Below are 24174 nucleotides of genomic sequence, written 5' to 3' on the forward strand. Positions count from 1 at the left end.
AAGGAGGAGATTTTAATGAAATTCGAAATGACAGAACATGGTTTTGTAACTGAAACAGAATTCGGTACGCTTGAAATTTCTTCTAATGAAGAAAAAGGATTTCGACCGTATCAGTTGATGGTTTCCTCAATTGCAGCATGTACAGGTGGGGTTATGCGTAAAATTCTAGAAAAAAAGCGGATGCCTGCTCAGTCTATTGAAATTGAAGTAAAAGAGGTTGTACGCTCACAGGATGATGCCAGTCGTCTTGAGAAAATCCACTTCCACATTACTGTTCGTGCAGATGGACTTACTGACGAAAAGATGCCGAAGATTCTCGAATTGACGGATAAGAACTGTTCTATGTACCAATCGGTAGCTAATTGTATCGACGTGAAGAAAACTTACGAAATTTCAAAATGATTTTTCCACACAAAAAGACCCGGCCTCTGTTAGTTGATTGAGAGCCGGGCTTTATGTTGTAATTAGATTTTTCATAAATTCACTGCGAATTCGCCAATAGAATTTCCATTTCCAGACGTCTTCGTATCGCCTCCTTTTTTACTAACCATCTAAGCTGCTTCCCTCCTTTGTTGGATTACAACTATCATAACACATTAACTTTCAATTGTGAATAGTTAAAATGATTTTTCTTTTCAACTAATTGTGTTGACCTCTCATTTCCGCTAAACTATACCTATAGAAAGAGGTGTCTATCATGCAAAACTCACCATCTAACCAAGTTGATGATTTAAAAGTTCGCTTGAATCAGTTTTTAGAAACGTTAGATACGATTGAACCTGAAACCGCTGATTTGGAAGAAATCGATCGTCTGATTAGTCTTGTAGATGACTTAGAAGTTCGAATGAGCAAATTAAAATAAAGAATTCGAGTATCTATGTACTACTTTTCACAGAGGAAGAACTTTTTCCTCTGTTTTTTTGTGTGCAATAAAATAGTTTTCCACAAAAAGGTTCTTATACTATCACACTTTATTCTCAAGTATGATATACTACTATCAATAGTCATTATAAAGTAGTAACATCTATCAACTAAGTCGGATCCCCCCATGGGAATAAGACTTTATGACTTTTACAAGGTAAATGAAAGTGAATCTCATTCTCAATTAGGAGGGGTACTATGACTACTCATGCAAATACTGAGCATTCAAAGTCAGTAGATTGGAAAGAACATATCGAGCTGGCATTAGCGATCCTGTCAGGAGTGCTTATTGTTTCGGCATGGTTGATTGGTAAAAATGGAGCTGAAGTTTTTTCAGTTAGTCTATATGTCGTCGCATTTTTAATAGGTGGCTACGCAAAAGCAAAAGAAGGTATTGAAGAAACGATTAAAAACAAAGAGCTTAATGTAGAAATGTTAATGGTTTTGGCCGCTGTAGGTTCTGCACTAATCGGTTATTGGGCTGAAGGTGCCATTCTAATTTTCATTTTTGCGTTAAGTGGTGCGCTTGAGACGTATACATTAAACAAAAGTCACAAGGAAATTTCATCGCTAATGGAATTGCAACCTGAAGAAGCCTGGCTAATTCAAGAAGATGGTTCAGAGGTTAGTGTATCAACAGATTCTCTACATGTAGGTGCTCGTCTATTAGTCAAAGCAGGTGAACGAATTCCTGTGGATGGATCCATTGTAAAAGGAAGTACTTCTATCGATATGTCTGCCATTAACGGAGAATCAGTTCCTGCAGACAAACGTATAGGCGATGAATTATTTGCGGGTACTGTAAATATTAGCGGCGTTATCGAAATGGAAATGACAAAGCCTAGCAGTGAATCTCTTTTCCAAAAGATTATTTCTATGGTGCAGACTGCGCAAAGTGAAAAGTCTCCATCGCAGCAATTTATAGAACGTTTCGAAGGAAGCTACGTCAAAATTGTCCTTGTAACTGTAGCATTTATGCTATTCTTTCCCCACTTCGTATTCGGTTGGGATTGGACGACAACTTTCTATCGCGCGATCGTTCTTCTAGTCGTCGCTTCCCCTTGCGCACTGGTAGCTTCAATTATGCCCGCTACTCTCGCTGCTGTTTCAAATGGGGCAAAACGAGGGGTTCTATTTAAAGGTGGGGTCCATCTCGAACATTTAAGTTCTTTGAAAGCAATTGTCTTCGACAAGACGGGTACATTAACAACTGGAAAACCCGTCGTTACGAACTTTATTGTACGTGATGGCCATTCAAAACAAGATGCGTTATCTCTATTAGCTGGAATAGAATCTCGTTCCAATCACCCTTTAGCAGTTGCAGTTACTGCGTATGCACTTAACGAAGGAGTTACAATGCAACGAGACTTCCAAATTGAAGAGATTCCTGGTAACGGGTTACGTGCACATACTTCTGAAGGTGAAGTCATTGTTGGAAGTCCTCGCTTTGTTGGAAAAGAAGAAGCGAAAGCATTCCACAATGGTGCTGCTTATGCGCTATCTGAAGAAGGTAAGACTGTTTTATTCATCAAAGACCAAGAAGGTATTTTAGCAGCTGCTGCACTTCAAGATGTGCTACGTCCTGAAGCAATCGAAGCAATTCGAGATCTCAAAAAAGCAGGATTAAAGACAATCATGTTGACAGGAGATAACGAAAAAACCGCTAGTGCCATTGCGACTCAAGTCGGCATTGACGCGTATACGGCAGAATGTCTTCCAGATATGAAAGTGCAAAAAGTTAAAGAGTTAATGAAAGAGTATGGCGCTGTCGGTATGGTCGGTGATGGCATTAATGACGCACCAGCATTAGCAACAGCGACGAGCGGGATTTCAATGGGTGAAGGGACAGATGTTGCATTAGAAACTGCAGACGTTGTTCTCATGCAAAATGATTTGACGAAACTTCCTTATACCATTAAGCTATCGAGAAAAATGCAACGGATTGTCAAACAGAACGTGTTCTTCTCTATACTTGTTATCGTAATGCTGATCATCTCCAACTTTATGCAAGTTGTGGATCTTCCAATCGGCGTTATCGGTCATGAAGGAAGCACAATTCTCGTTATTTTAAATGGATTACGCATGTTGAATACGACCAAATAAAAAAGCAATGCGACGGCTCACACCGTTGCATTGCTTTTTATTTGTTTTAATCGTTCATAACGTTCTTTCATAACGGCGTTGATTTGCCCACCAATCATGAGAATGATTGCTGAAAAATAGAGCCATAGCATGAGGATAATAATAGTACCTATACTCCCATACGTGTTCGCATAGCTACCAAAATTAGAAACATAGTATGAGAAACCAAACGTTGTGACAATCCAGCCAACCGTCGCAAAGAGTGCGCCAGGTAATGCTGTTTTTAAATTAAGTTTTAAATCAGGAACCAACCAATAAATTAATGTGAAAACAACAACGATTAGGACAGGAGGTATTATAAATCTTAACTGATTCCATAGCTGTGAGAAGCCTTCCTCGAGTCCTAAATACGAGAATATAAATGACCCGATTTGTTCACCAAACACCGGTAGACCAAGTGCAACTACCACTACTAGCACTAGCATAACTGTAAAGACGATTGACATTCCGCGTTGAACAATAAAAGAACGTGAATCCTCTTTGAAATAAGAACGGTTTAGAGCTTTTGTAAGTGCATTCATCCCTTTAGAAGCAGACCAAAGCGTTGCGAGAATACCAATAGATAGCAAACCACTGTTTTTGTTTGTGAGCACTTCGCTCAGAATATCGTCAATCATTTTCGCTACTTCTGCTGGTGCATAGTCTCTGATGAGCAACATAACCTGAGCCTGATCTAAATTCAAATACGGTAAAAGTGTGAATAAAAAGATCAGCATGGGGAACATGGAAAGCAGAAAGAAATAAGACAATTCTGCACCAAGTCCAGATACATCTACTGTTTTAATACGCAATATTAATTCCTTTAAGAATCCTTCTTTTGTAGTGACATCGAATGTATGTATTTCACCATCTTGAATGTCTGTAACGAAGCCCCCGACTTTCGATTCTGAGAATTTGTTTCCACTCTCATGAGAACGATGCGACATTTCGTTTATGTACGACTTGTCCTGATGGGCCTTTTCTAGAGAAGGTGACCCATCGGACTTGTTTTTCTTTACATCATTGCTCAACTTCCCTCACTCCTTTTCGTTCACTCAAATTAAGAGGTCGCGGTTTGTGAATCTTTCAGGATAGTTTCGTACTCTTCTTTCGAATCCACAAAAGTATCTTTTGTATCGGTGACAAGCTCTTTCACCTGCGGAGTTAGTGCTTTAAGTTCTTCAACTTGTTCCTTAATATAAGAAACGTCGCCAGAGAGTTGCTCATATGCTGCTTGGAATTTGTCTTTTTGGTCGTACAGTTTTTGTTTTAACGTATCTGGATTTTTTGCGTAATAAGATAATTCATTTACGGCTTTCTTTGAATTACTCATTACAGTAGTTCGTGTCGATCGATCTATTAGAGCAGCCGCCCCACCTAGTAATGCTCCTAACAAAATGAACTTGCCAAGTTTACTATTCCCCATAAAATGACCTCCAAGTAGATTACTTAATTGCTTACCGTATTATACCCCAGGATGTAATAAAACAAACAAAACTTGTACATCCCTAAAAAAGTACTTGACGTAACGACTGAAGTTTCGCAATATTAATAATTAATAACAATGATCCGTTGGATTAGTCGGAATTTTCAATTTAAGGGAGGTGAGTTCTTCTTCTTTCGTATTTACAAACATAGGTTGTCTAAACACCAAGGGGGGAATTGGGATGGATCAGGTACAGGAGTTTTTAGGTAAGTTAAGCGATATAATTTGGGGACCTCCGCTATTAATCTTACTGGTCGGTACGGGTATCATTTTAACGTTCAGACTTACGTTTATTCAGATTAGATTATTGCCATACTCGTTGAAACAAGTTTTCACTAGAAATCATGACAAAAAAGCAGACGGTGATATTACTCAATTCCAAGCACTCATGACAGCCATGGCCGCAACAGTCGGTGTTGGTAATATTGTCGGTGTTGCCAGTGCTGTTGCAACGGGTGGACCTGGTGCCATCTTCTGGATGTGGGTTGCTGGATTATTCGGTATGGCCACGAAATACGGAGAAGCAGTTCTCGCAGTCAAATATCGTGTGAAAGATTCAAATGGTCAAATGGCCGGTGGACCGATGTACTACTTGGAGCACGGACTGAAACAAAAGTGGCTCGGTGTCCTGTTCGCAATCTTTGGTGCGTTTGCAGCATTTGGTATCGGTAATGGTACTCAATCTAAAGCCGTAGCAGATGCTATGAATAATGCATTTAATGTTCCTTTCTGGGTAACTGGTATTGCACTTGTTATCTTTGGAGCACTTGTAATCTTAGGCGGTATCAAATCAATCGGAAAAGTTACAGCATTCTTTGTGCCGATTATGGCCCTTTTCTATTTTATTGCAGGAGCAATTATTATTATCTTAAACTTTGATTTGGTTCCCGCAGCATTTGGCTTGATTTTCAGTGATGCGTTCTCTGGCCAAGCAATTGCAGGTGGAGCAATCGGTACGGTTATCCGTTTCGGAGTTGCACGCGGACTCTTCTCAAACGAAGCTGGACTTGGTTCTGCTCCGATTGCTGCAGCAGCAGCAAAGACAGATATGCCTGGACGTCAAGCTCTAATTTCTATGACTCAAGTTTTGTTTGATACACTAATCATTTGTTCTATCACTGGTGTAACAATCGTTATGTCAGGCCAATGGAAGAATGGTATCGACAAGGGTGCTTTAACTGGTGAAGCGTTTGGTTTCTTCCTAGGAGGAGCTGGACCAATAATTGTTACAATTGGACTCATCTTCTTCGCATCTTCGACAATTCTTGGTTGGAGCTATTATGGAGAAAAGTGCTTCCAGTACTTATTCCCGAATCCGAAAGCTGTGTTCGGTTACCGAATCGTTTTCGTTCTCTTCATCTTTGTAGGGGCTACAGCATCTCTAGACGTTGTTTGGACACTTGCTGACGTATTGAATGGTCTAATGGCGATTCCGAACTTGATTGGCCTTCTCGGCTTGTCTGGAGTTATCGTACTAGAGTCCAAGCGTTTCCAAGCGAAGATTCAGGAAGAGAAACGTATCAAAGCTGGTCTACCTGTTGACAGCGAATCAAAATAATGGAATGATTAAGTCCGAAGATAGCGAAAGGCGGAAAACTTATGGACTTAACTCAACCCACTCCTGAAAATGTTTCGTATATGATCGATCAGATTAAAGAGAAATTAAGAATGGTAAATGTAGATGCTATGAAAGCAGAGAACTTCAGTACTTCAAAGTATGAAGACTTACATTACATTTACAAAATGGTAATGAAGCGTGAAACAGTAACACCGAACGAAATGCAAGCGATTGTTGCTGAACTCGGTTCACTACGCAACTAATCTTCATCTACAACATAGTAAAAGCGGATCCCGATTAACTGGGATCCGCTTTTTTATTATTCATATGCTGAACCGTCTTTTAAGACACGCGGCTGGATCAGAACTTCAACGCGTCTATTCTTAGCTCGGCCCACTTCTGTATCGTTAGGGGCGATTGGTCGGAATTCGCCGTATCCTTTAGCACTGAAAGCCAGAGGATCTACTTTCTTGTTTTCAGCAATAATGGATAAGAAGTTCACAGCACGCATGACACTGAGTTCCCAGTTCGATTTGTACTGACCACTCATCATTGGGATATCATCCGTATGCCCCGTTATAACAATTTGCCTAGGCTTTTCAAAAACTAGCAAATTTGAAATATCTGTTGCAATCGAACGATATTGACTGTCGATTTCAGCTCTACCTGGACCAAACAGTACACTATCTCTGATGGTCACCAGTAACCCCTCTTCAGTAAGTTTAGTATCGAACTGTCCTTCTAATTCGTTCGCAGCGATGTACTCTTCTAGGCTATCTTGAATCTCTTCCAACGATTTCTGATCTTCTAAGTAGGAAGAATTATCATTTTCTGAACCCGTATCCTTTTGTGGTACTGGTACAGTAGTAGGAGACGAACTGTCCATGACTCCTCTGCCGCCATCAAAAATCTCGTTAAATACCGCAGAAATTTGGCTGAACTTCGCTTCGTCTAGTGAACTCGATGCAAAAAGCACGATAAATAATGCAAGGAGTAATGTTAACAGGTCTGAGTACGGCAGTAGCCAAGACTCATCTACGTGACCATCATCTCTTTTACGGTTACGCTTCTTCGGCAACTTCACCCGCCTCCTTGCCTTTCGGGCTATCTGTTGCTAACTTACGACGTTCCTCCATAGATAGGTATGATGATAATTTCTGCTCAATGACGCGAGGTGCTTCTCCTTCAAGTACAGATAGAATTCCCTCGATCATCATATTCTTTTGACGAACTTCTTCAGCTGATTTACGCTTCAACTTATTCGCAAATGGATGCCATAGGACATAACCTGTGAAAATCCCTAGTAATGTAGCGATAAATGCTGCGGAAATCGCGTGCCCTAATGCATCGATATCATTCATGTTTCCTAATGCTGCAATTAGACCAATTACCGCTCCAAGTACACCAAGTGTAGGCGCATATGTACCCGCTTGAGCGAAAATAAGTGCACCTGCTGAGTGCCGATCAGACATTGCGTCTACTTCTTCACCGAGAACGTCTCGAATGTAGTCAGCATTTTGACCATCAATTGCAAGTCCAAGTCCATTTTTCAAGAATGGATCTTCAATCGAATCTGTTTGTGCTTCGAGTGAAAGCAATCCTTCTCTTCGAGCTACGTCTGCCCACGATGAAAACATTCTAATAATATCTGCATCAGATGATAACTTTTGTTCTTTAAAAATCACTCCGAAAAGTTTTGGGATACGTTTGATTTCGTTCATCGGAAAAGCGATGACTACTGAAGCTATCGTCCCGAAAATAATAATCAGGATAGCTGCGGGATTCAGCAAACTTGAAAGTGCCGCGCCTTTTAAAAACATACCTACAACAATTGCCACGACACCGATAATTAAACCAAACACCGTTGATAAATCCATGCAAAGACCTCCATGTCTTTCATTCTTCTATTTATTTCGTCAAAATTTGTACTTTCTTTAGGGAATCGCGATGAGAAATCTTAGTAATCTTTCATAAAGTTATTGTAAGCGAATTCAAATCTTTCTTTTTGCACTTTTCTTACCACTATTGGTACTATAAAGAGTATATAGTGAAAGGGGTTTAACTTAAATGAATACATTCGAACAACAGTTACAAAATTATGCAGAACTTGCCGTAAAAGTTGGGGTAAACATTCAACCGGACCAAAGTCTTTTTATAAGCGCTTCTACAGATGTCCGGGAATTTGTACGGATTATCGTTGAAAAGGCTTACGCAGCAGGTGCTCGACAAGTTTTCGTCGATTGGAGTGACGACGTTATCTCTCGCATTCGATATGAACAAGCACCCGCGGATTCGTTTACTGAGTTCCCCTCTTGGAAAATTGCAGAGCGAGAAGATCTTGCTAAAAAAGGAACTGCCTTCATGAGTATTGTTTCTCAAAGCCCTGACTTATTTAAAAATGTAGATCCTTCTAGAATTCGTGATGCACAAAAGGCTAGTGGCTTAGCACTTGATGGCTTCCGTCAAATGATGCAAGCTGACAAGTTTAGCTGGACAGTAATTGCAGCTCCTTCAGTGGACTGGGCTGCTCTTGTTTTCCCAGATCTCCCTGTTGCGGAGCAAGTCCCATCATTATGGAATGCAATTTTCAAATCCACACGTTCGAACACAGCTAATCCAGTAGATGAATGGAAGCAACATGATCAGAAGCTACATGAGAAAGTGGATTATTTGAACAGCAAGCATTACCATAAACTTCACTATACAGCTCCAGGTACTGATCTAACGATTGAGTTACCTGAAAAGCATACATGGTGTGGTGCCGGAAGTGTCAACGCGGATGGCGCAACATTCATGGCTAATATGCCTACGGAAGAAGTCTTTACAGCACCGCTAAAAACAGGTGTGAATGGTGTGGTTTCAAGCACGAAGCCACTAAGTTATGGCGGTACCATTATCGATGATTTCAAAATCACATTTAAAGACGGGCAAATTACAGAGATCTCTGCTAGCCAAGGACAAGACGTCTTAGAAAATATGATTGAGGCAGATGAAGGCGCTAAATATTTAGGTGAAGTTGCACTTGTCCCTCATGAGTCACCAATTTCTGCATCTGGTCTGTTGTTTTACAACACACTTTTCGATGAGAATGCCTCAAATCATTTAGCCATTGGTAGCGCATATGCGTTCAATCTAGTTGGCGGTAAAGAAATGGATCGCGAAGCACTTGAACAACACGGCTTGAACCAAAGTATTACGCACGTTGACTTCATGGTTGGATCCGGCGAGATGGACATTGACGGAATCTTGGAAGATGGAACAATCGAACCTGTGTTCCGCAAGGGCACTTGGGCTTTTTAACTCGAGTTGCCTAGTTAGCATTTCAACATTATTTAACATCTGAATTCATCGAACCTATCGTCTTTTATATCACTTTGGTTACTTACTTTTTTTGGAAATCGCGAAAGACTCTTAAATTTTCTATGGAAATGCGGTATACTTAGTGTAGTCACTTGATTATTCATAGAGAGGAGACTAATAATGGGCTTACTAATTGTTACAATCTTAGGTTTTGCAGTTACTTTTGGACTTGCTGCTTTGTTTATGATTCACTACATGAAAGATTCTTTAGTATCGCATGACTCAGAAATAATTGATGCAAAACCAGATGTCCGCTATTAACTTCTTTACGATCGCGGTCTTTTGAAATATAGAAAAAGGGCTGCCTAAAGGCGCCCTTTTTCTCTACATACTTATTAACGGAGGAATTCCTTATGACACTTCTATCAACTATTTTAGAACATAATGACAAATTCGTGGAAGAACATCAATACGAGCAATATGCGACAACAAAGTTCCCTAACAAGCGTATCGTCGTTTTGACATGTATGGATACACGCCTCACTGAACTACTACCTAACGCTATGAATTTAAAAAATGGTGATGCTAAAATCGTTAAAAGTGCAGGAGCACTTGTTGCACATCCATTCGGAAGTATTATGCGTAGTTTACTAATTGCAATTTATGAATTACAAGCGGATGAAGTATACATCATTGGACACTATGATTGCGGCATGAGCTCTATTGATACGGAGTCCATCATCGACAAAATGGTTGCTAGAGGGATTGATAGAGACCTTTTCAAAACACTTGCGTATTCAGGCGTGGATCTTAAAGGTTGGCTTCATGGATTTAAAGATGTAACTGCAAGTGTGAAACAAAGTGTGGATGCGGTACGTAATCATCCACTAATGGATACAACAGTTCCAGTTCACGGACTTGTCATGCATCCTGATACGGGTAAACTCGACATTATTGAAGATGGGTATTCAAAAACTACAAAATAAGCGACTTATTCCGCACTATTTCCCGGGAAATAGACATAAAAAACACAGTCCTTCTCAACTTGAAATAAGTGAGTAAGACTGTGTTTTTTAATGCAACCATATCCGAAAGCGACTTTTCAAAAATCGCCATGCGGTCTTACCCTTTCAATAGTCATCTTCAAGTTGAGCATACATATAATGGTCTTCCCATACTCCATTAATGTAAAGAAGTTTCCGATGTAAACCTTCGCGATTGAAGTTCGTTTTTTCAAGGACACGTATAGAAGCTACGTTCCTCGGAGATACATACGCTTCTACACGATGCAAGCCCGCAGTTTCGAATGCGAAATTTGTAATCAGATCTAACGCCTCTGTCCCCATTCCCATACCTGCAGATTCATAATCAATAGAATACCCGACAAATCCGCTCGAAAACGGCAATCGCTTTATGCTATACAACGAAATTTGCCCAACTAATCGACTTGTTTCGCTATTGAAAATCCCGAAATTATACTCCCGACGGTCTCTCATTTGATAAAGGGATTCACGGATTTTTTCTTTTTGCATAGGTACTGTATAATAGCTAGCGTCATGACGTGGCTCAAATACGGTCCAGTATTCTTTGTTTCTTGATACTAACTCTGTAAAAATGACTGCATCTTCTTCTGTCAATATTCGTAAATAACAACTAGATCCTTCAAGTAGTATCACGCCTATTCCACCTTTTGCACTTGCCATTAGTCAGTCGTTCAAACTTGTATTACGTATACGCTATGTACTCATTTTGCTTATTATACCATGTTATTCCCTAAAACAACTGTCCTATCCGCTACCATTAGGAAGAATTGTTGCGAAAACTTCATAATTACTTTTTCACTACCACTTTTTAACTAGTATACTGTTATAAGGAGGATAATACATGAAAAAAATAATTGTTACTATTGTTTTTCTAGCGTTAACAGCTGCACTAAGTTTATCACATTCCACTCTATTGAACGGCATGACTACAATTGAAATCGCACATAAACTTCCGATACTTCTTATGCCTGCAGATATCACCTTTATCATTCGGCCTATTATTTTTCTGTGCTTAGCATTTTGGATTTATAAATTCAACTCTACTGACCGTTTATCTAATCGACGCGTAGTACTGTTTTGCTTAGCATGCTTTGCAAATGCAGCTTGGTTTCCACTATGGCATTATAGTTATTTTGGTTGGGGTTGTTTGATAACATTAGTTGGGTTGCTATCACTTTATACACTCTACCTTACCTATCCTCAGAAAAAGAATGAATGTGGCCAACGCGTTCCAATTGCATTACTCTTTTCTTGGACATTGATTGACTTTGTCATCAATACGAATTATTTACTTGTACTAGATGAGTGGAATCGCATGGGTCTTAGTACAGTTCTATGGACCATTCTGAATTTAACAGTTCTTACAGCGATTGCATTACATTTTAGTTATCACCATCGCGACTGGGTAATTTCTTCCGTATTCATTTGGGTGTTTATCGGCATTCTACTGAACATTAAAACAGAAGAACTATTTGTAACTATGTCTACCCTATTTCTAATTGCCATATTGATTTTCGGGTTTTTCATGTTCGCGCCGACTTCCGTTTCTAAAAACAGAAAAGAGACATCGATTTAGCAGTTGTACTGCTGAATTGATGTCTTTTTTTTACTTTCCCAATGAATTCTTCTTATAGATTATCTAGTCCATGTGCTTTTCCATGGATAGTTGGTCATACTGATTATAAAGTTTGTAAAGAAAGGAGATGCATCTTTTGGATAACTCAAAATTATTATCTTCACTAAGTTACTTCAGCGTTTTTTTCGCACCCTTATTAGTTCCATTCGTAATTTGGCTTGTTGTTGACAATCGCGATGTTAAACAGCATTCAAAACGAGCACTCATTTCTCACTTGATTCCTATGATTTTATTAATTGCAGCAACCCTTATATCGTTTTTTCAATTTTTTCCTCTTCGTCAAACTTCTTTAGACTTCATGCATGACCCATCCATAAATACAGTAGCGAATCCTATGGGTTTCTGGGGAGCAGCGCCTATACTTTTCATGATGATCTACGGTTTTCTATTTATCATCGTGCTCATATGGAATGTCGTCCAAGGAGTGAAAGTATTCAAATACTAACAAACCGTCTACTCAGGTAGTTCCACTGAAATGTGTTATAGTTAGAATTGACAAAGAAAGTACAGAAAGAAGGATTTCACATGATTGCAACTACAGAAGAAGAATTTGCTGCGTTACGTAAAATCGGACGTATTGTTGCCGAGATTCGCGAAGAGATGAAAGCAGCAGCTGTCCCTGGCATGACAACGAAGGAACTTGATGAATTTGGAGGCAAACTTTTTGCAGAAAAAGGAGCTGTTTCCGCACCAATCGATCAGTATGATTTCCCTGGTTATACGTGTATCAGTGTCAATCATGAAGTTGCTCACGGCATCCCAGGCAAGCGCGTGCTTAAAGATAGCGACTTGATTAACATCGATGTGTCTGGTTCATGTGGTGGCTACTTCGCAGATACTGGTATTTCTTTTGTTTTAGGTACTGCTGATGCAGCGAAGCAAAAGTTATGCGATACAGCGAAGAGTGCATTCGATCGTGCAATGACAAAAGTAAAATCAGGTTCACGCCTAAATCAGATTGGTAAAGCTGTAGAACGTGAAGCAAAAGATAACGGACTGACAGTGATTAAGAACCTAACGGGTCACGGAATTGGTACTACGCTTCACGAAGAGCCTCAACATGTACTTAATTATTATGATCCATGGGAGCCAACCATCATGAAAGAAGGTATGGTTATTGCGGTAGAGCCGTTCATCTCCGCAAAAGCTGAACACATTATTGAAGAAGGCGATGGCTGGACTTTCATCACTCCGGACAAGTCACTCGTTGCTCAGATCGAACATACGATTATCGTAACAAAAGACAAGCCAATAATTTTAACAGAACTCTAAACAAAAAAACGTATGCCATGATTATCATGGCGTACGTTTTTTACTTTTTCTTTTTCTTTTTTTGTGCCGAAGGTTGTTGTGCAATTATAGATTTCGAGTTACCTTCTACAAGTTTTCCACCATGCCATACTTTTTGAACAGGCTTATACCCTTTTGCAAGTTTCCGGTAATCTCGCTCTTCTGGATAAGATAATAAAGTTAGGACTTCTCCATCTGCACCTGCACGACCTGTTCGCCCTGAACGATGCACATATTGTTCTACGGTATGCGGCACATTTACATGGATAACGTGTGTTAATCCTTCAATGTCCAATCCGCGTGCTGCTAAATCCGTCGCAATTAGGATACGAATATCCCCTTTACGGAACTTATCGAGTGTTTCTTGGCGTTCAAATTTGTTCATATCTGAATACAATACAGCTACCGGCGCACCTTCATACTGTAATTTCATTTCTTTCATCCGTAGCTGATCTACGTTATTGATGAATGCTAGAGCGCGTAGGCCACTCACATGTGACAGTCCACGGAGTACTTCTGTTTTGTTACGCACTTCCGTCTTCACATATGAATGAACGACCTGACCTGATGCGGGCATTTCTTCAGCCGTTACTTTCAAATGAACAGGATCCTGCATGAAACGATTTGAGACATCTTCAATATCTTCTGTAATCGTTGCAGACACTACTGCTACTTGACGTGACTCATGTGACGATTCAATCATGTTTTTCACAGCTACACGATTTTCACGAGACAATAACTGGTCACCTTCATCTAGAATAATATGGCGGATATCGCCCATCTTCAACTTTTTGTTCTTGATCAGCTCAGAAAGACGTCCTGGTGTCCCAACGACAATTGTAGGCTTTTTCTTTAACTTTTCAATTTGGCGCTGCATATTGGCTCCGCCAATTAATTGAGTAACCGTAATTTGAGTGCCTTCAGTCCATTCACGAATTACATTTACAATCTGCATCGATAATTCTTGAGAAGGTGTCATGATTAGTGCCTGTGTTTGTTGCTTAGAACCATCCGTCAGTTCCAATAAAGGCAATACATACGCAAGTGTTTTTCCTGAACCCGTTGGAGATTCTGCTACAACATCTCTTCCAGCTAACATTTCAGGTATCATTTGTTCTTGTATCGGCATTACATTTTCGAATTTCCATTTTTCTTGGATTTCTTGACTCATTCCTTGTAAAAAGGACATACCTATCCCTACTTTCGCTATCTTCCTACCAGTTTACCACAGTTCTATACTTGCCTGCTCATTTCTTAAGGGTGTCTTTTTTGTACATATATGCTTGAAGTCACAAAAATAAACACCAGCTAAGGATATTTCCTCAACCGGCGTTTAACTTATACGTACTTATAATATTCTTTCATTAATAGATATAATGGTAATTCATAGAGTTGCTTTTCATCAATTTTGAAAATGCCTCGCTCCACCAGTCGTTGAATAACATCCTCACGCTTCATATCCATTTTAGTTTCTTGTAATTTCAACATGGTGCTCGCTCCTCTTTGAGTTTGTACACACTTATCTATTCCTTATTTTAAGGAACAATAAACCTATACCACCAAATTCCAATTCTGAAATAGGTGACCTCTTAAGCAGAACATAGTAATATAAATTAACGGACTTTTCCGCCACAACGGACAATCGCTGTTTCAGCGAGAACACGTAATGTGTCTAGGAATTTTTGATCCAACTGAAGCTCTTTTTTTACAATAGAGAGTTCTGTACACCCTAGAATAATTCGCTCACAATGCAATGCTTCCATCGCCTTCGTAATCTTCTCCCATAAGTTCACATCTGTCGGTCGCCCTGCTTTCACTTGGTCGTAGATGACAGTCATCACATCTCGTTGGATTTCTTCGTCCGGCAACACGGGCGTTAAACCAGCATCCCTACACGATTGTTGAAAGACACCTGCTTCGATTGTTCCTGTCGTTGCTAAGATTCCTACACGCTTCGCACCTTCAGCGGAGGCACGGTGAACCGTTTCATTAATCATATGAATAACAGGAACGTTAACCGACTCCTGGATTTCTTTAAAAAATGTATGAGCGGTATTACACGGAATAGTAATAACTTGCGCTCCCATTGCTTCTAACTTTTGTGCGTCCTTCACTAAAACTGGAACAGGATTCGTTTGAGTAGAATCCAAAATGAATGCAGTCCGATCTGGTATTGTTGTGTCATTTAGAATGATCATATTTATATGATCCTGATCTTTTTCAGCTTCAGTAAGTCGTACAATCATATCTCCGTAATACATCGTGGCAAGGGGACCTACGCCGCCAATAATTCCTAGTGTTTTCATAAGGGCATCTTACTTTCTGTAGTTAGTTTAAGCGGCTATACCGATTGAAAAAGTATATCACAATTACTTGAACGTTTGAGAATTGGACAAGTTCCATACGTGCGTTCAATCTAAAAAGAAGAGGCTGCGTAAGCAACCTCTCCTTCTCTATTAATTACTCTTCAATTTTTTCTTAAGTTGTTGAACTTTCGGTACGACCTTAACGAATAAATTATACAAAAGTGGTTTATAGACATGGTCAATTTCACCAATGTACGTTGTGACATTATCGTCCTCATCGTTGAAGAAACTCTTTTTAAATGCATAAAGACCATCTTCTTCGGAATTCGTACTGAAAATCCCACCTAGATCATATTGAATCGCATCTTCTTCAAGTCCCCACTTCATCATCTCAAAGTTCATCAAGTGGTTCGGATTCATATTACGTTTGACATTACTGCTACCTGCATACAAATAATACATCTTACCCGCATAATTGATAGTAACCGCTGCCGCCAACTTGTCTTCCTCATGCGTCATTAAATAGATACGCAAGCCATCGAAGTTGTCGCGAAGCTTAACAAAATACTCATACGAGCGAGTAGTAATATGATTTCGTTCTGCCATCGTTTTATAAATATCGAAGAAGTCCTTCAAGTACTCATCTGAGCGAGACCAAGAAGTTTCGACACCTTTCTTCGCAGCGCTACGAATCAGGTTACGTGTCTTTTTACGGAACCCAGCCATTAGTGCGTCCTCATCTTTACCTTCTAACGAGACGATCATATTCATCCTCGGTTGAATCAGGTCGTCTTTTCCAGCATCCGTATTATGCACAGTATATCCTGCATTTCTATAGAGCTGATCGAGTTTTTCATCAAATACGACTTCCGGATCCATTTTCAATGCGAATGCTTTATGCTTTTTCGCTAAAGGCTCTGCTTCTTTTAACAATGCTGCAACTTTACGCTCGTCATACACATCACAGACGGGTCCTCGTGGCGCATACAGAAGTGAATAGCCTCCAGGTACTTTTTTAATGAGCAGCGACATAGCTGCAGTGATTTCACCATTTTCTTCTAGATATACTTGTTCATTGCCCCAGTCATCTTTAATGAACGACCAGTTCAGGTCTTGGGTCATCGAACGATACGGGGAAGACCGGACAAACGCATGATAGCGTTCGACTTCGGCCAAGTTGTTTTTATCTAATATAGGCACTGATTTGACACTCCTTAGTCATAACGCCTTTCACGTTCAGGCATTCTCTACCGTTTGAAATCAGTTTTTCTTTTTGAAATACTGTTCAAATCGATTGTAGTAATTGCGGTAATAATTATAAAGTTTTAATGAGCGGATCAGAGACTTGTCCTGATCGTAGTAAAGCGTGGAAGCAGTTTTGCCTTCTTTTATCAAGCGCTTCACTTTTGTTTTCAACTGATCATCCATCGTATACTTCACTAATAACTTTTTCGGAACGGCATGCCAAAGCACTTCGTTTCGTCCGTACTCAATAGGATTATCATGCTGGTACACACGGTCTTCAACTAAATACTTAGCCATATTGTAGCCATTTGCAGTAACGAAGAAACTACTGCGTCCTTGGCGGATGTTAAGTTCGAAAATCTTATACTTTCCATCTCGGCGATCATATTTCAAGTCAATGTTGGCATACCCAACAAAACCGATTGCTTCTAGGAATGTCTTATACTGATCGTAGATTTCCTGGTTTTCTTCACCAACGATACCGACATAGTTGCCGATCAAGACTGGTGTATAGTCTTCTAAAACGACATGACCTAAGCACATCATTCGAACTTTTCCATTGCGGTCACAATACGCATTTAATACACGCATCACAGTATCATCGCCTGGAATGTAATCTTGAATGATAAGTTTCCCATCATATGAAGATTGATAAATGCGTTTGATTGCATCGACATATTCCTCTTTCGTATGAAGAACATATGCCTTTTTCTTCCCCTCAAACTGTGCAACAAAGTAACGCATACTATCAGAAGGTTTGACAACTACCGGAAAATCGAATGGAAGCGAATCATGAGGATCCATTCCCTTCTCAAACATGACGGTATCGGGGTAGTCCAGGTTGTATGTTTCAGCCATTTCATAGAAATTTTCTTTAAAAATGATGGCATCCATCATTTCTTCATCTACAAATGGCACTATGTAATGAGGTTCTAGTTGACTCCGGCTACGTACTGCAAGTTCTACATAATTTTCGTTACTCGCTATCAACAGCAGCTTGTCCGTCTGTTGAAGTAACTCGTCTTTTAATGTAAGAAGACTTTTCACAAATATCTCAGGCTGATCAAAATCAGCAAAAATCCGTTTGTCTACAATTTTACTGTGCATCGTTGATAAAAGTTCCCCTTTAGTCGCAACGATACTGACGATTCCGTACTGTTCGTGGAAGGCACGCGCCATTCCGTAAGCATTATCGTCAGACCCTAGTATTACGGGGATGAAATCTGTTTTTTGCATGGTGTTCCTCCATTCCAAGACAGCAAAAAAGCGTCGAGACGCACTCTATTCGACTGTCCATACCTGTCACAAGTTTAGCTTACCCCCTTTTGCAAGTCAAGAAACGAGGGGGTATTGAAAGACGCGTAAAAGCCGCCCCTATAACAGGAGCGGCCTCTAGTCTTTACTCACCAAGATCGACGTTATGATACACTTGCTGCACATCTTCCAAGTCTTCGATTGCATCGATCATCTTTTCGAATTGCTCTATTGAACCTTCGTCTATTTCGATGTCATTTTGAGCTAGCATCGTAAGTTCAGCTACCGTGAACTCTGTAATGCCTTCTGCTTTAAATGCTTCTTGTACTTCGTGGAATGCAGTAGGGTCTGCGTAAACAAGAACCTGTCCGTCCTCTTCGCTAATGTCGTTAACATCAACGTCGTGTTCCATCATCAATTCAAGAACGTCGTCTGCTGACTTTCCTTCGATTCCGAAAACTGCCGTATGGTCAAACATGTACGCAACAGAACCACTGACACCCATGTTGCCTCCGTTTTTACCGAATGCAGCCCGAACTTCTGAAGCTGTACGGTTAACGTTATTTGTAAGTGCATCTACAATTACCATAGAGCCATTCGGTCCGAAACCTTCGTAACGAAGCTCATCGTAGCTCTCTTCACCGCCGCCTTTAGCTTTTTCAATTGCACGGTCGATAATTGCTTTAGGGACACTGTACGTTTTCGCACGTTCCAAAACGATTTTAAGCGCTTGGTTGGACTCAGGATTCGGCTCCCCTTGTTTTGCTGCTACATATATTTCGCGTCCGAATTTCGCATAAATACGGCTCGTGTTAGCATCTTTTGACGCTTTCTTTTCTTTAATATTGTTCCATTTACGGCCCATTGTGACCACTCACTTTCTGTTTAGATGAATCAGAGTAGAATATCCTTTTCCTAGTATATCACGACTAAATTCATTGCGGAAAGTAAAAAACGTTAAAAATGCAAGACTTGCTACTTACAGAAAAGTGTGGCAAAGTAATAGGTGAATACCAAACAACTTCATCACTGACAATATGTAGGGGTACCGAATACCGGTTGAGATGCACGTAAGTTGCAGACCCTTTGAACCTGATCTGGGTAACGCCAGCGGAGGGAACATATTCATTTCATAATGATTATGTGACGCGCGCTTCCGTTAAACGGGAGTGCGCGTTTTTTTGTTGCAGTGTGAAACTCCAGGAGGGGGATTTCATTGAAACGAATACTAACAGTCTTGTTCGCGGCATCTTTACTTTCGGCTTGCGGGACAGAAAAAGAGCCTGTTGCGTCAGGTTTTACGGACAAAGAAGCGACTCAAAAAGTCCACTTTGCACTCGATTGGACACCGAATACGAACCATACCGGTTTGTACGTAGCGCAGGAAAAAGGTTACTTTAAAAACGAAGGACTGGATGTAGAAATCATGCTACCCGGTGAAGCTGGAGCAGATCAGCTCGTTGCTTCAGGGAAAGCCGACTTCGGAATCGGTGCTCAAGAAGCACTCACTGAAGCACGGGCCGTAGGGATTCCAATTGTTTCAATTGCAGCTATCATCCAGCACAACACTTCAGGTTTTGCTTCATTGAAAGAAGAAGGCATCGAATCTCCAAAAGACTTTGAAGGAAAAAACTATGGCGGTTGGGGTGCACCAGTGGAGCAAGCAGTTGTTGAGTCCTTGATGGAAAAGGATAACGCAGATAGTAGTAAAGTGAACTACATCAACATGGGGTCTTCTGATTTCTTTACTGCCATTCAACGCGATGTTGACCTAGCTTGGGTATATTACGGATGGACAGGCATCGAAGCTGAACAGCGCGGAATGGATCTCAATATTCAATACTTGAAAGATTACTCAGAGAAACTGGATTACTATACACCGGTCATCACGACAAACGAAAAACTAATTGCTAAAGATCCGGACACCGTGAAAGCGTTTGTTGCTGCTGCTACAAAAGGCTACCAGTTTGCAATTGACCACCCAGATGAAGCTGCAGAAATTCTTATTAAAGCTGTGCCAGATTTGGATCCGGAACTCGTCAAGAAAAGTCAACAGTGGTTGTCTCCTAAATACCAGGATGATGCAGCTCGATTTGGCGAACAAAGTTTAAAAACATGGGAATCTTATGCAGAATGGATGAACGATAACGGCTTACTCGATGGCGAATTTAACGCAGAAGATGCTTTCACTAACGAATTTTTACCGAACTGAGGAGGAATGAACAATGGCAAATGCACTAGTTAGTATTCAAATCATACCGAAAACACCGAATGGCGAAGACGTAATCCCATATGTGGATGCAGCAATCGAAGTGATCGACCAATCAGGCGTTCCCTATCACGTAGCACCTTTAGAGACGACGATGGAAGGCGAACTATCAAAATTACTAGAAATCATCGAAAAGATGAATGTGCGCGTGACTGAACTAGGGGCTACAAGTGTTATTTCACAAGTTAAAATTTATAGCAATCCTGCGGGAGCATCTATGGACAAACTTACGGAGAAATACAGATGAAATCCGCATTATCTAAAGGATGGAGACCGTTACTGGTCCTCATCCTTTTACTCGTTCTATGGGAAGGCATTGCGCGCCTCTTCGAAGTCCCAAGCTGGTTGCTGCCATTGCCTACTCAAATTGCTCAAGAAGCATTCACTGGCTATGCCTTGTATACCCCACACATCTTGTCTACCATCACACTGTCTGTGACAGGTTATGTTGTCGGGATTTCAGTAGGTATCCTTGTTGCAATACTCTTATTCCGAATCCCCTTTCTTCAGCAAGCGTTCTATCCGCTTCTGATTTTATCGCAAAACATTCCTGTAATTGTACTCGCTCCCCTTCTCGTCATCTGGTTCGGGTTTGGAATGCTACCGAAAGTGATCGTCATTGTCCTTGTTTGCTTCTTCCCGGTTACTATTGCAGCACTGGATGGCTTCAGGCAGACGGACCGTGATATGTTGTACTATTTAAAAATGATTGGAGCAAGTGATCGACAGATTTTCTGGAAATTACAATGGCAACATTCGTTACCTTCCTTATTTTCAGGATTAAAAATCGCTGGAACGTACAGCGTCATGGGTGCTGTCATTTCAGAATGGCTTGGGGCGAACAAAGGTATCGGAGTGTACATGACACTTGCGTCTTCTTCGTTTAAAACAGATCGGGTATTCGTTGCAATTGTACTGATCATGCTACTGAGTCTGGTGTATTTTGGAATTGTCTTAGCCATAGAAAAAAGCGTCTTGCGCTGGCGCAGTCAGGGAGGGAACGATTCGAATGGGTCAATTAATTCTTGATAACTTATCAAAATCATACGGTGCCAATCATGTCCTTCAAGACATTACATTGTCCGTTAAAGAAGGTGAATTCGTTTCCATTGTCGGGCCATCAGGTAGTGGGAAAAGCACAATTTTTCAGCTGATTGGCGGCCTGTATACACCTGATGGCGGAACGATTTCGCTCGACGGTTCGTTACTGAACAATTCGCGCGGCCACATCAGCTATATGCCCCAAAGCCCTGCACTCTTTCCTTGGCGCACCGTGCTTCAAAATGTAGAGCTGAGTGCTGAAATCGCTGGAACGCCAAAAGATCCAGAGAAAACGAAAGCACTCATTAAAAGCGCGGGACTCTCGGGTTATGAGAATGCGTATCCTAGTGAACTTTCCGGAGGTATGAAACAACGCGTGTCTTTCATACGCAGTTTAAATGCTCCACAATCTATCATCTGTTTAGACGAGCCTTTTTCTGCGTTGGATGAATTCACCCGTCTCGAAATGCAACAATGGCTCCTATCGATTTGGGAAACGTATCGGAAATCGATTCTCTTCATTACACACGACATCGACGAAGCTTTGTTTCTTTCCGATCGAATTGTGATTCTGTCTGACAAACCTGCGATCGTGAAAAAAGAAATAATCGTTCCGTTCGATCGACCACGATCTGAAGAATTACTTTTTAGTGAATCATTCCTATCGTTGAAACGCGAAATCTACAATGAGCTCCGTGGATAATATTGTATTGTGGAATAGGTTTAACCATGTAGGAATGAAGGGAATGGAGTACTATAACTTCTTCTAAGGAGCGCTAACTTATGAAACTAACTAAAGTCGTGAAAACTGCTATTAAATGGGGACCAATTATTTTACCGGTCGTCCTGAAATTCGTAAATGACAGAAAACAAACTGGAACGATTCCTAAACGTAGACACTAAAAGAGGGCAAGCCATTTAGCTGGCCGCCCTCTTATTTTCTATGAAGTGAGTACAAGTTCTTTTGAAGGTCCGCAGACAATCGTGTGTACTTCAGATCCGTCTAATGTTTCTTTTGTATACAGCTCATTCACCAAGTTCTCAAACTGAATTGCATGCCCACGGATTAGTTCTTCCGTCCGCTCTACTGCAACAGTAAACAGTTCTTGCATTTTGACTTCTTTTTCAGTCTTACTGAACGTCAACGTAAATCCATCTTGAAGTAAACCAGTATCGACCATACGCTCGATAATACTTTTCGCTTGCTCCACATCTCCGCTGACACCAATACTATGTTCCCCTAAGTAAATCCTCTCAGCAATTCCACCGCCAAGAATCATACTCACTTGGTCAAGAAGTTCACTTGCCGTTTGCAGATGAAGTTCTTTTTGAATAGGGGCAACGTAACCTAGTGCTTGTCCACGAGGAATGATTGTCGCTTTACGTACAGAATGTGGCTTTGTAATAGCAGCAATAAGCGCATGACCCGATTCGTGAATCGCGACGCGTCTTTTAGTCAACGGATCGTTCATACTGCGTGACGTGTTACCGAGTATTGTGCGGTCAATTGCAAAATCCATATCACTAACATCTATTTCTGAGCGTCCTTCACGGATCGCCCGTTTGCTAGCTGTTGTAAACAATGCACTGATTTGTGCACCTGAGAATCCAGTTGTGCTCTCAGCTAGCATATCGAGTGAAGATGCTACGTTAGGTGCTAATGCCTTGCCCTTTGTATGGATGTCCATAATTTCACGGCGTCCTTGGGTGTCAGGAAGCGGTACTTGGAACGAATAATCGATTCGTCCAGGACGTAAAAATGCTTCATCTAACATATCTTTACGATTCGTAGCAGCAATGAACAACACACCTTTGTTGTCTTGTCCACCATCGAGTTGGACAAGAAGTTCAGTCAACGTTTTTTCAGACTCTTCCCCGCCGTGAGCCTTACGTTTACCAGCAAGTGCGTCCACTTCGTCAATGAAGATGACCGCCATTTCCTGTTTTCTTGCGTTTTGGAACATCGTTCGAATCCGGGATGCCCCAACACCGACAAATAGTTCAGTAAACGCAGAACCACTGGAAGAGTAGAAAGAAGCTCCTACTTCGTGAGCAATCGCTTGCGCCAGTAACGTTTTCCCTGTTCCTGGAGGGCCTTCAAGTAAAATACCTTTAGGTGCTTTTACACCGAGTGCTTCAGATCGTTTCGGGTCTTTAATAATGTCTAACGTTTGATAGATCTCATCTTTCATCTCCTGAGACAAACCACCAATGTCGTTCAATGTAATAGTGGGAAGAGGTGTTTCTTTCGAGGCACTGTGCTTCATGGAAGCTGCTCCGACACCAAACTTACCTTTCTGTTGCAGGAAGAAAAATACTAGAAGAGATGCAAACAAAAGTCCTGCGATGAGATAAGCGGATGCATTCCCACCAGAATACGTATAAGAAACGTTGTATGTTTTGACCAGTTGTTCGGCTAGTTCGCTTTCCGGACGGACATTTGTTACAAAAAGATCGTTCCCAGCTTTCAAGTAGAGTGCTCCAGATGACGTTTCTTTCAACGATGCTTCGCCCGCTTCAGCTCCTAGTTTTTGCTCTAAAGCTGTATAGGATAACGGTGTTGCACGATGAGCATCGCTTGTAATCCAGAATACAAAAGATGCCGTTCCAATGACGAGGAGGGACAGGACGATAACTAATTTTGAAGTATAAAATTTAGCAAACTTCAAATTTCCCAGCTCCTTAATTAAGATATCTCCATTAT

The 24174-nt window shown here is 40.8% G+C and carries 27 protein-coding genes and 1 riboswitch; of the genes, 15 read left to right on the top strand and 12 right to left on the bottom strand.

Translation table 11 applies throughout. From position 1 onward, the window contains the following. The first annotated feature begins 15 nt into the window (after window positions 1-15). From ACRPI0_RS11695 to ACRPI0_RS11705, 3 genes are all read left to right on the top strand, one after another. Window positions 16-402 carry an OsmC family protein gene (locus ACRPI0_RS11695; protein WP_432352820.1) on the top strand — a complete coding sequence of 129 codons (387 nt, stop codon included), beginning with the start codon at window positions 16-18 and terminating at the stop codon, window positions 400-402. A 295-nt stretch (window positions 403-697) separates the two neighbouring features. Continuing rightward, entirely contained in the window at window positions 698-862 is a 165-nt protein-coding gene (locus ACRPI0_RS11700; protein ID WP_432352822.1) for an SE1561 family protein, read from the top strand. Window positions 863-1119: 257 nt separating this feature from the next. Then, window positions 1120-3024 carry a heavy metal translocating P-type ATPase gene (locus tag ACRPI0_RS11705; RefSeq protein ID WP_432352824.1) on the top strand — a complete coding sequence of 635 codons (1905 nt, stop codon included), beginning with the start codon at window positions 1120-1122 and terminating at the stop codon, window positions 3022-3024. Window positions 3025-3041: 17 nt separating this feature from the next. On the opposite strand, the gene ACRPI0_RS11710 is transcribed toward ACRPI0_RS11705, so the two are convergent. Both ACRPI0_RS11710 and ACRPI0_RS11715 read right to left on the bottom strand, forming a co-directional pair. Next, window positions 3042-4073 carry a YihY/virulence factor BrkB family protein gene (locus ACRPI0_RS11710; RefSeq protein WP_432352826.1) on the bottom strand — a complete coding sequence of 344 codons (1032 nt, stop codon included), beginning with the start codon at window positions 4071-4073 and terminating at the stop codon, window positions 3042-3044. Window positions 4074-4102: 29 nt separating this feature from the next. Next, entirely contained in the window at window positions 4103-4468 is a 366-nt protein-coding gene (locus ACRPI0_RS11715) for a YtxH domain-containing protein (protein ID WP_432352827.1), read from the bottom strand. A gap of 241 nt (window positions 4469-4709) precedes the next feature. Here ACRPI0_RS11715 and ACRPI0_RS11720 point away from each other — a divergent pair, with 241 nt between their 5' ends. Both ACRPI0_RS11720 and ACRPI0_RS11725 read left to right on the top strand, forming a co-directional pair. Continuing rightward, a complete protein-coding gene (locus ACRPI0_RS11720) occupies window positions 4710-6086 on the top strand; it encodes an alanine/glycine:cation symporter family protein (protein WP_432352828.1) in 1377 nt (458 codons plus the stop codon). 41 nt (window positions 6087-6127) lie between these two features. Then, entirely contained in the window at window positions 6128-6349 is a 222-nt protein-coding gene (locus ACRPI0_RS11725) for a DUF1128 domain-containing protein (RefSeq protein ID WP_432352829.1), read from the top strand. 56 nt (window positions 6350-6405) lie between these two features. On the opposite strand, the gene motB is transcribed toward ACRPI0_RS11725, so the two are convergent. After that, window positions 6406-7164: a flagellar motor protein MotB gene (gene motB / locus ACRPI0_RS11730; protein ID WP_432352830.1), complete on the bottom strand. Its 759-nt coding sequence runs from the start codon at window positions 7162-7164 to the stop codon at window positions 6406-6408. Beyond that, window positions 7148-7963 carry a flagellar motor stator protein MotA gene (gene motA, locus ACRPI0_RS11735; protein ID WP_432352831.1) on the bottom strand — a complete coding sequence of 272 codons (816 nt, stop codon included), beginning with the start codon at window positions 7961-7963 and terminating at the stop codon, window positions 7148-7150. The genes motB and motA overlap by 17 nt, the downstream gene beginning before the upstream one ends. A 190-nt stretch (window positions 7964-8153) precedes the next feature. On the opposite strand from motA, the gene ACRPI0_RS11740 reads away from it, so the two are divergent. From ACRPI0_RS11740 to ACRPI0_RS11750, 3 genes are all read left to right on the top strand, one after another. Beyond that, a complete protein-coding gene (locus tag ACRPI0_RS11740; RefSeq protein WP_432352832.1) occupies window positions 8154-9386 on the top strand; it encodes an aminopeptidase in 1233 nt (410 codons plus the stop codon). Window positions 9387-9566: 180 nt separating this feature from the next. Then, window positions 9567-9707 (top strand): hypothetical protein, encoded by a 141-nt coding sequence (locus ACRPI0_RS11745; RefSeq protein WP_432352833.1) that lies wholly within the window; start codon window positions 9567-9569, stop codon window positions 9705-9707. A gap of 92 nt (window positions 9708-9799) precedes the next feature. Continuing rightward, complete coding sequence (locus ACRPI0_RS11750; RefSeq protein WP_432352834.1) at window positions 9800-10372, top strand: beta-class carbonic anhydrase; 573 nt, start codon at window positions 9800-9802, stop codon at window positions 10370-10372. A gap of 144 nt (window positions 10373-10516) precedes the next feature. Here the strand turns inward: ACRPI0_RS11750 and ACRPI0_RS11755 are convergent, their stop codons facing one another. Further along, window positions 10517-11062: a GNAT family N-acetyltransferase gene (locus ACRPI0_RS11755; protein WP_432352836.1), complete on the bottom strand. Its 546-nt coding sequence runs from the start codon at window positions 11060-11062 to the stop codon at window positions 10517-10519. A gap of 208 nt (window positions 11063-11270) precedes the next feature. Between ACRPI0_RS11755 and ACRPI0_RS11760 the strand changes: the two genes are divergently transcribed. From ACRPI0_RS11760 to map, 3 genes are all read left to right on the top strand, one after another. After that, a complete protein-coding gene (locus ACRPI0_RS11760) occupies window positions 11271-12005 on the top strand; it encodes a hypothetical protein (protein WP_432352837.1) in 735 nt (244 codons plus the stop codon). Window positions 12006-12141: 136 nt separating this feature from the next. Next, on the top strand, window positions 12142-12510 hold the full coding sequence (locus ACRPI0_RS11765; protein WP_432352838.1) for a DUF4870 domain-containing protein: 369 nt from the start codon (window positions 12142-12144) through the stop codon (window positions 12508-12510). Between the two features lie 80 nt (window positions 12511-12590). Continuing rightward, window positions 12591-13337, top strand: coding sequence for a type I methionyl aminopeptidase (map, locus tag ACRPI0_RS11770; protein WP_432352839.1), 747 nt, complete (start codon window positions 12591-12593; stop codon window positions 13335-13337). Window positions 13338-13377: 40 nt separating this feature from the next. Here the strand turns inward: map and ACRPI0_RS11775 are convergent, their stop codons facing one another. The 6 genes from ACRPI0_RS11775 to ACRPI0_RS11800 all read right to left on the bottom strand — a co-directional run bounded on the left by ACRPI0_RS11775 (window position 13378) and on the right by ACRPI0_RS11800 (window position 19025). After that, the gene (locus ACRPI0_RS11775; RefSeq protein ID WP_432352840.1) at window positions 13378-14544 is read right to left on the bottom strand and encodes a DEAD/DEAH box helicase; all 1167 of its coding nucleotides are present in this window, start codon (window positions 14542-14544) and stop codon (window positions 13378-13380) included. Window positions 14545-14693: 149 nt separating this feature from the next. Then, complete coding sequence (gene fbpA, locus ACRPI0_RS11780; RefSeq protein ID WP_432352841.1) at window positions 14694-14843, bottom strand: Fur-regulated basic protein FbpA; 150 nt, start codon at window positions 14841-14843, stop codon at window positions 14694-14696. Between the two features lie 125 nt (window positions 14844-14968). Beyond that, window positions 14969-15661 (bottom strand): aspartate/glutamate racemase family protein, encoded by a 693-nt coding sequence (locus tag ACRPI0_RS11785; RefSeq protein WP_432352842.1) that lies wholly within the window; start codon window positions 15659-15661, stop codon window positions 14969-14971. A gap of 150 nt (window positions 15662-15811) precedes the next feature. Next, the gene (locus tag ACRPI0_RS11790) at window positions 15812-16861 is read right to left on the bottom strand and encodes a lipid II:glycine glycyltransferase FemX (RefSeq protein ID WP_432352843.1); all 1050 of its coding nucleotides are present in this window, start codon (window positions 16859-16861) and stop codon (window positions 15812-15814) included. A gap of 60 nt (window positions 16862-16921) precedes the next feature. Next, window positions 16922-18142 (bottom strand): ATP-grasp domain-containing protein, encoded by a 1221-nt coding sequence (locus ACRPI0_RS11795; RefSeq protein WP_432352844.1) that lies wholly within the window; start codon window positions 18140-18142, stop codon window positions 16922-16924. Window positions 18143-18305: 163 nt separating this feature from the next. Continuing rightward, window positions 18306-19025 (bottom strand): YebC/PmpR family DNA-binding transcriptional regulator, encoded by a 720-nt coding sequence (locus ACRPI0_RS11800; protein ID WP_432352845.1) that lies wholly within the window; start codon window positions 19023-19025, stop codon window positions 18306-18308. Window positions 19026-19191: 166 nt separating this feature from the next. After that, window positions 19192-19296: riboswitch (TPP riboswitch) on the top strand. A gap of 80 nt (window positions 19297-19376) precedes the next feature. On the opposite strand from ACRPI0_RS11800, the gene ACRPI0_RS11805 reads away from it, so the two are divergent. Genes ACRPI0_RS11805 through ACRPI0_RS11820 form a run of 4 tightly spaced genes read left to right on the top strand, consistent with a single transcriptional unit; the run spans window position 19377 to window position 22173 of the window. Beyond that, window positions 19377-20372 (top strand): ABC transporter substrate-binding protein, encoded by a 996-nt coding sequence (locus ACRPI0_RS11805; protein WP_432352846.1) that lies wholly within the window; start codon window positions 19377-19379, stop codon window positions 20370-20372. A 13-nt stretch (window positions 20373-20385) separates the two neighbouring features. After that, window positions 20386-20676: a thiamine-binding protein gene (locus ACRPI0_RS11810; RefSeq protein WP_432352847.1), complete on the top strand. Its 291-nt coding sequence runs from the start codon at window positions 20386-20388 to the stop codon at window positions 20674-20676. Next, complete coding sequence (locus ACRPI0_RS11815; RefSeq protein WP_432352848.1) at window positions 20673-21458, top strand: ABC transporter permease; 786 nt, start codon at window positions 20673-20675, stop codon at window positions 21456-21458. Before ACRPI0_RS11810 ends, ACRPI0_RS11815 begins: the two co-directional genes overlap by 4 nt. Further along, window positions 21439-22173: an ABC transporter ATP-binding protein gene (locus tag ACRPI0_RS11820; protein ID WP_432352849.1), complete on the top strand. Its 735-nt coding sequence runs from the start codon at window positions 21439-21441 to the stop codon at window positions 22171-22173. The genes ACRPI0_RS11815 and ACRPI0_RS11820 overlap by 20 nt, the downstream gene beginning before the upstream one ends. 238 nt (window positions 22174-22411) lie before the next feature. On the opposite strand, the gene ACRPI0_RS11825 is transcribed toward ACRPI0_RS11820, so the two are convergent. Continuing rightward, window positions 22412-24139, bottom strand: coding sequence for an AAA family ATPase (locus ACRPI0_RS11825; protein WP_432352850.1), 1728 nt, complete (start codon window positions 24137-24139; stop codon window positions 22412-22414). Window positions 24140-24174: the final 35 nt, after the last annotated feature.

The sequence above is a fragment of the Sporosarcina sp. A2 genome, from assembly GCF_050858885.1.
Lineage (GTDB): Bacteria > Bacillota > Bacilli > Bacillales_A > Planococcaceae > Sporosarcina.

Coding starts and splice junctions, on each gene's coding strand:
- ACRPI0_RS11705 (WP_432352824.1), top strand. CDS start 1,120: ATGACTACTCATGCAAATACTGAGCATTCAAAGTCAGTAGATTGGAAA.
- ACRPI0_RS11720 (WP_432352828.1), top strand. CDS start 4,710: ATGGATCAGGTACAGGAGTTTTTAGGTAAGTTAAGCGATATAATTTGG.
- ACRPI0_RS11810 (WP_432352847.1), top strand. CDS start 20,386: ATGGCAAATGCACTAGTTAGTATTCAAATCATACCGAAAACACCGAAT.
- ACRPI0_RS11740 (WP_432352832.1), top strand. CDS start 8,154: ATGAATACATTCGAACAACAGTTACAAAATTATGCAGAACTTGCCGTA.
- map (WP_432352839.1), top strand. CDS start 12,591: ATGATTGCAACTACAGAAGAAGAATTTGCTGCGTTACGTAAAATCGGA.
- motA (WP_432352831.1), bottom strand. CDS start 7,963: ATGGATTTATCAACGGTGTTTGGTTTAATTATCGGTGTCGTGGCAATT.
- ACRPI0_RS11760 (WP_432352837.1), top strand. CDS start 11,271: ATGAAAAAAATAATTGTTACTATTGTTTTTCTAGCGTTAACAGCTGCA.
- ACRPI0_RS11725 (WP_432352829.1), top strand. CDS start 6,128: ATGGACTTAACTCAACCCACTCCTGAAAATGTTTCGTATATGATCGAT.
- ACRPI0_RS11745 (WP_432352833.1), top strand. CDS start 9,567: ATGGGCTTACTAATTGTTACAATCTTAGGTTTTGCAGTTACTTTTGGA.
- ACRPI0_RS11700 (WP_432352822.1), top strand. CDS start 698: ATGCAAAACTCACCATCTAACCAAGTTGATGATTTAAAAGTTCGCTTG.
- ACRPI0_RS11815 (WP_432352848.1), top strand. CDS start 20,673: ATGAAATCCGCATTATCTAAAGGATGGAGACCGTTACTGGTCCTCATC.
- ACRPI0_RS11795 (WP_432352844.1), bottom strand. CDS start 18,142: ATGCAAAAAACAGATTTCATCCCCGTAATACTAGGGTCTGACGATAAT.
- ACRPI0_RS11695 (WP_432352820.1), top strand. CDS start 16: ATGAAATTCGAAATGACAGAACATGGTTTTGTAACTGAAACAGAATTC.
- ACRPI0_RS11775 (WP_432352840.1), bottom strand. CDS start 14,544: ATGTCCTTTTTACAAGGAATGAGTCAAGAAATCCAAGAAAAATGGAAA.
- ACRPI0_RS11750 (WP_432352834.1), top strand. CDS start 9,800: ATGACACTTCTATCAACTATTTTAGAACATAATGACAAATTCGTGGAA.
- ACRPI0_RS11820 (WP_432352849.1), top strand. CDS start 21,439: ATGGGTCAATTAATTCTTGATAACTTATCAAAATCATACGGTGCCAAT.
- ACRPI0_RS11785 (WP_432352842.1), bottom strand. CDS start 15,661: ATGAAAACACTAGGAATTATTGGCGGCGTAGGTCCCCTTGCCACGATG.
- fbpA (WP_432352841.1), bottom strand. CDS start 14,843: ATGTTGAAATTACAAGAAACTAAAATGGATATGAAGCGTGAGGATGTT.
- ACRPI0_RS11715 (WP_432352827.1), bottom strand. CDS start 4,468: ATGGGGAATAGTAAACTTGGCAAGTTCATTTTGTTAGGAGCATTACTA.
- ACRPI0_RS11800 (WP_432352845.1), bottom strand. CDS start 19,025: ATGGGCCGTAAATGGAACAATATTAAAGAAAAGAAAGCGTCAAAAGAT.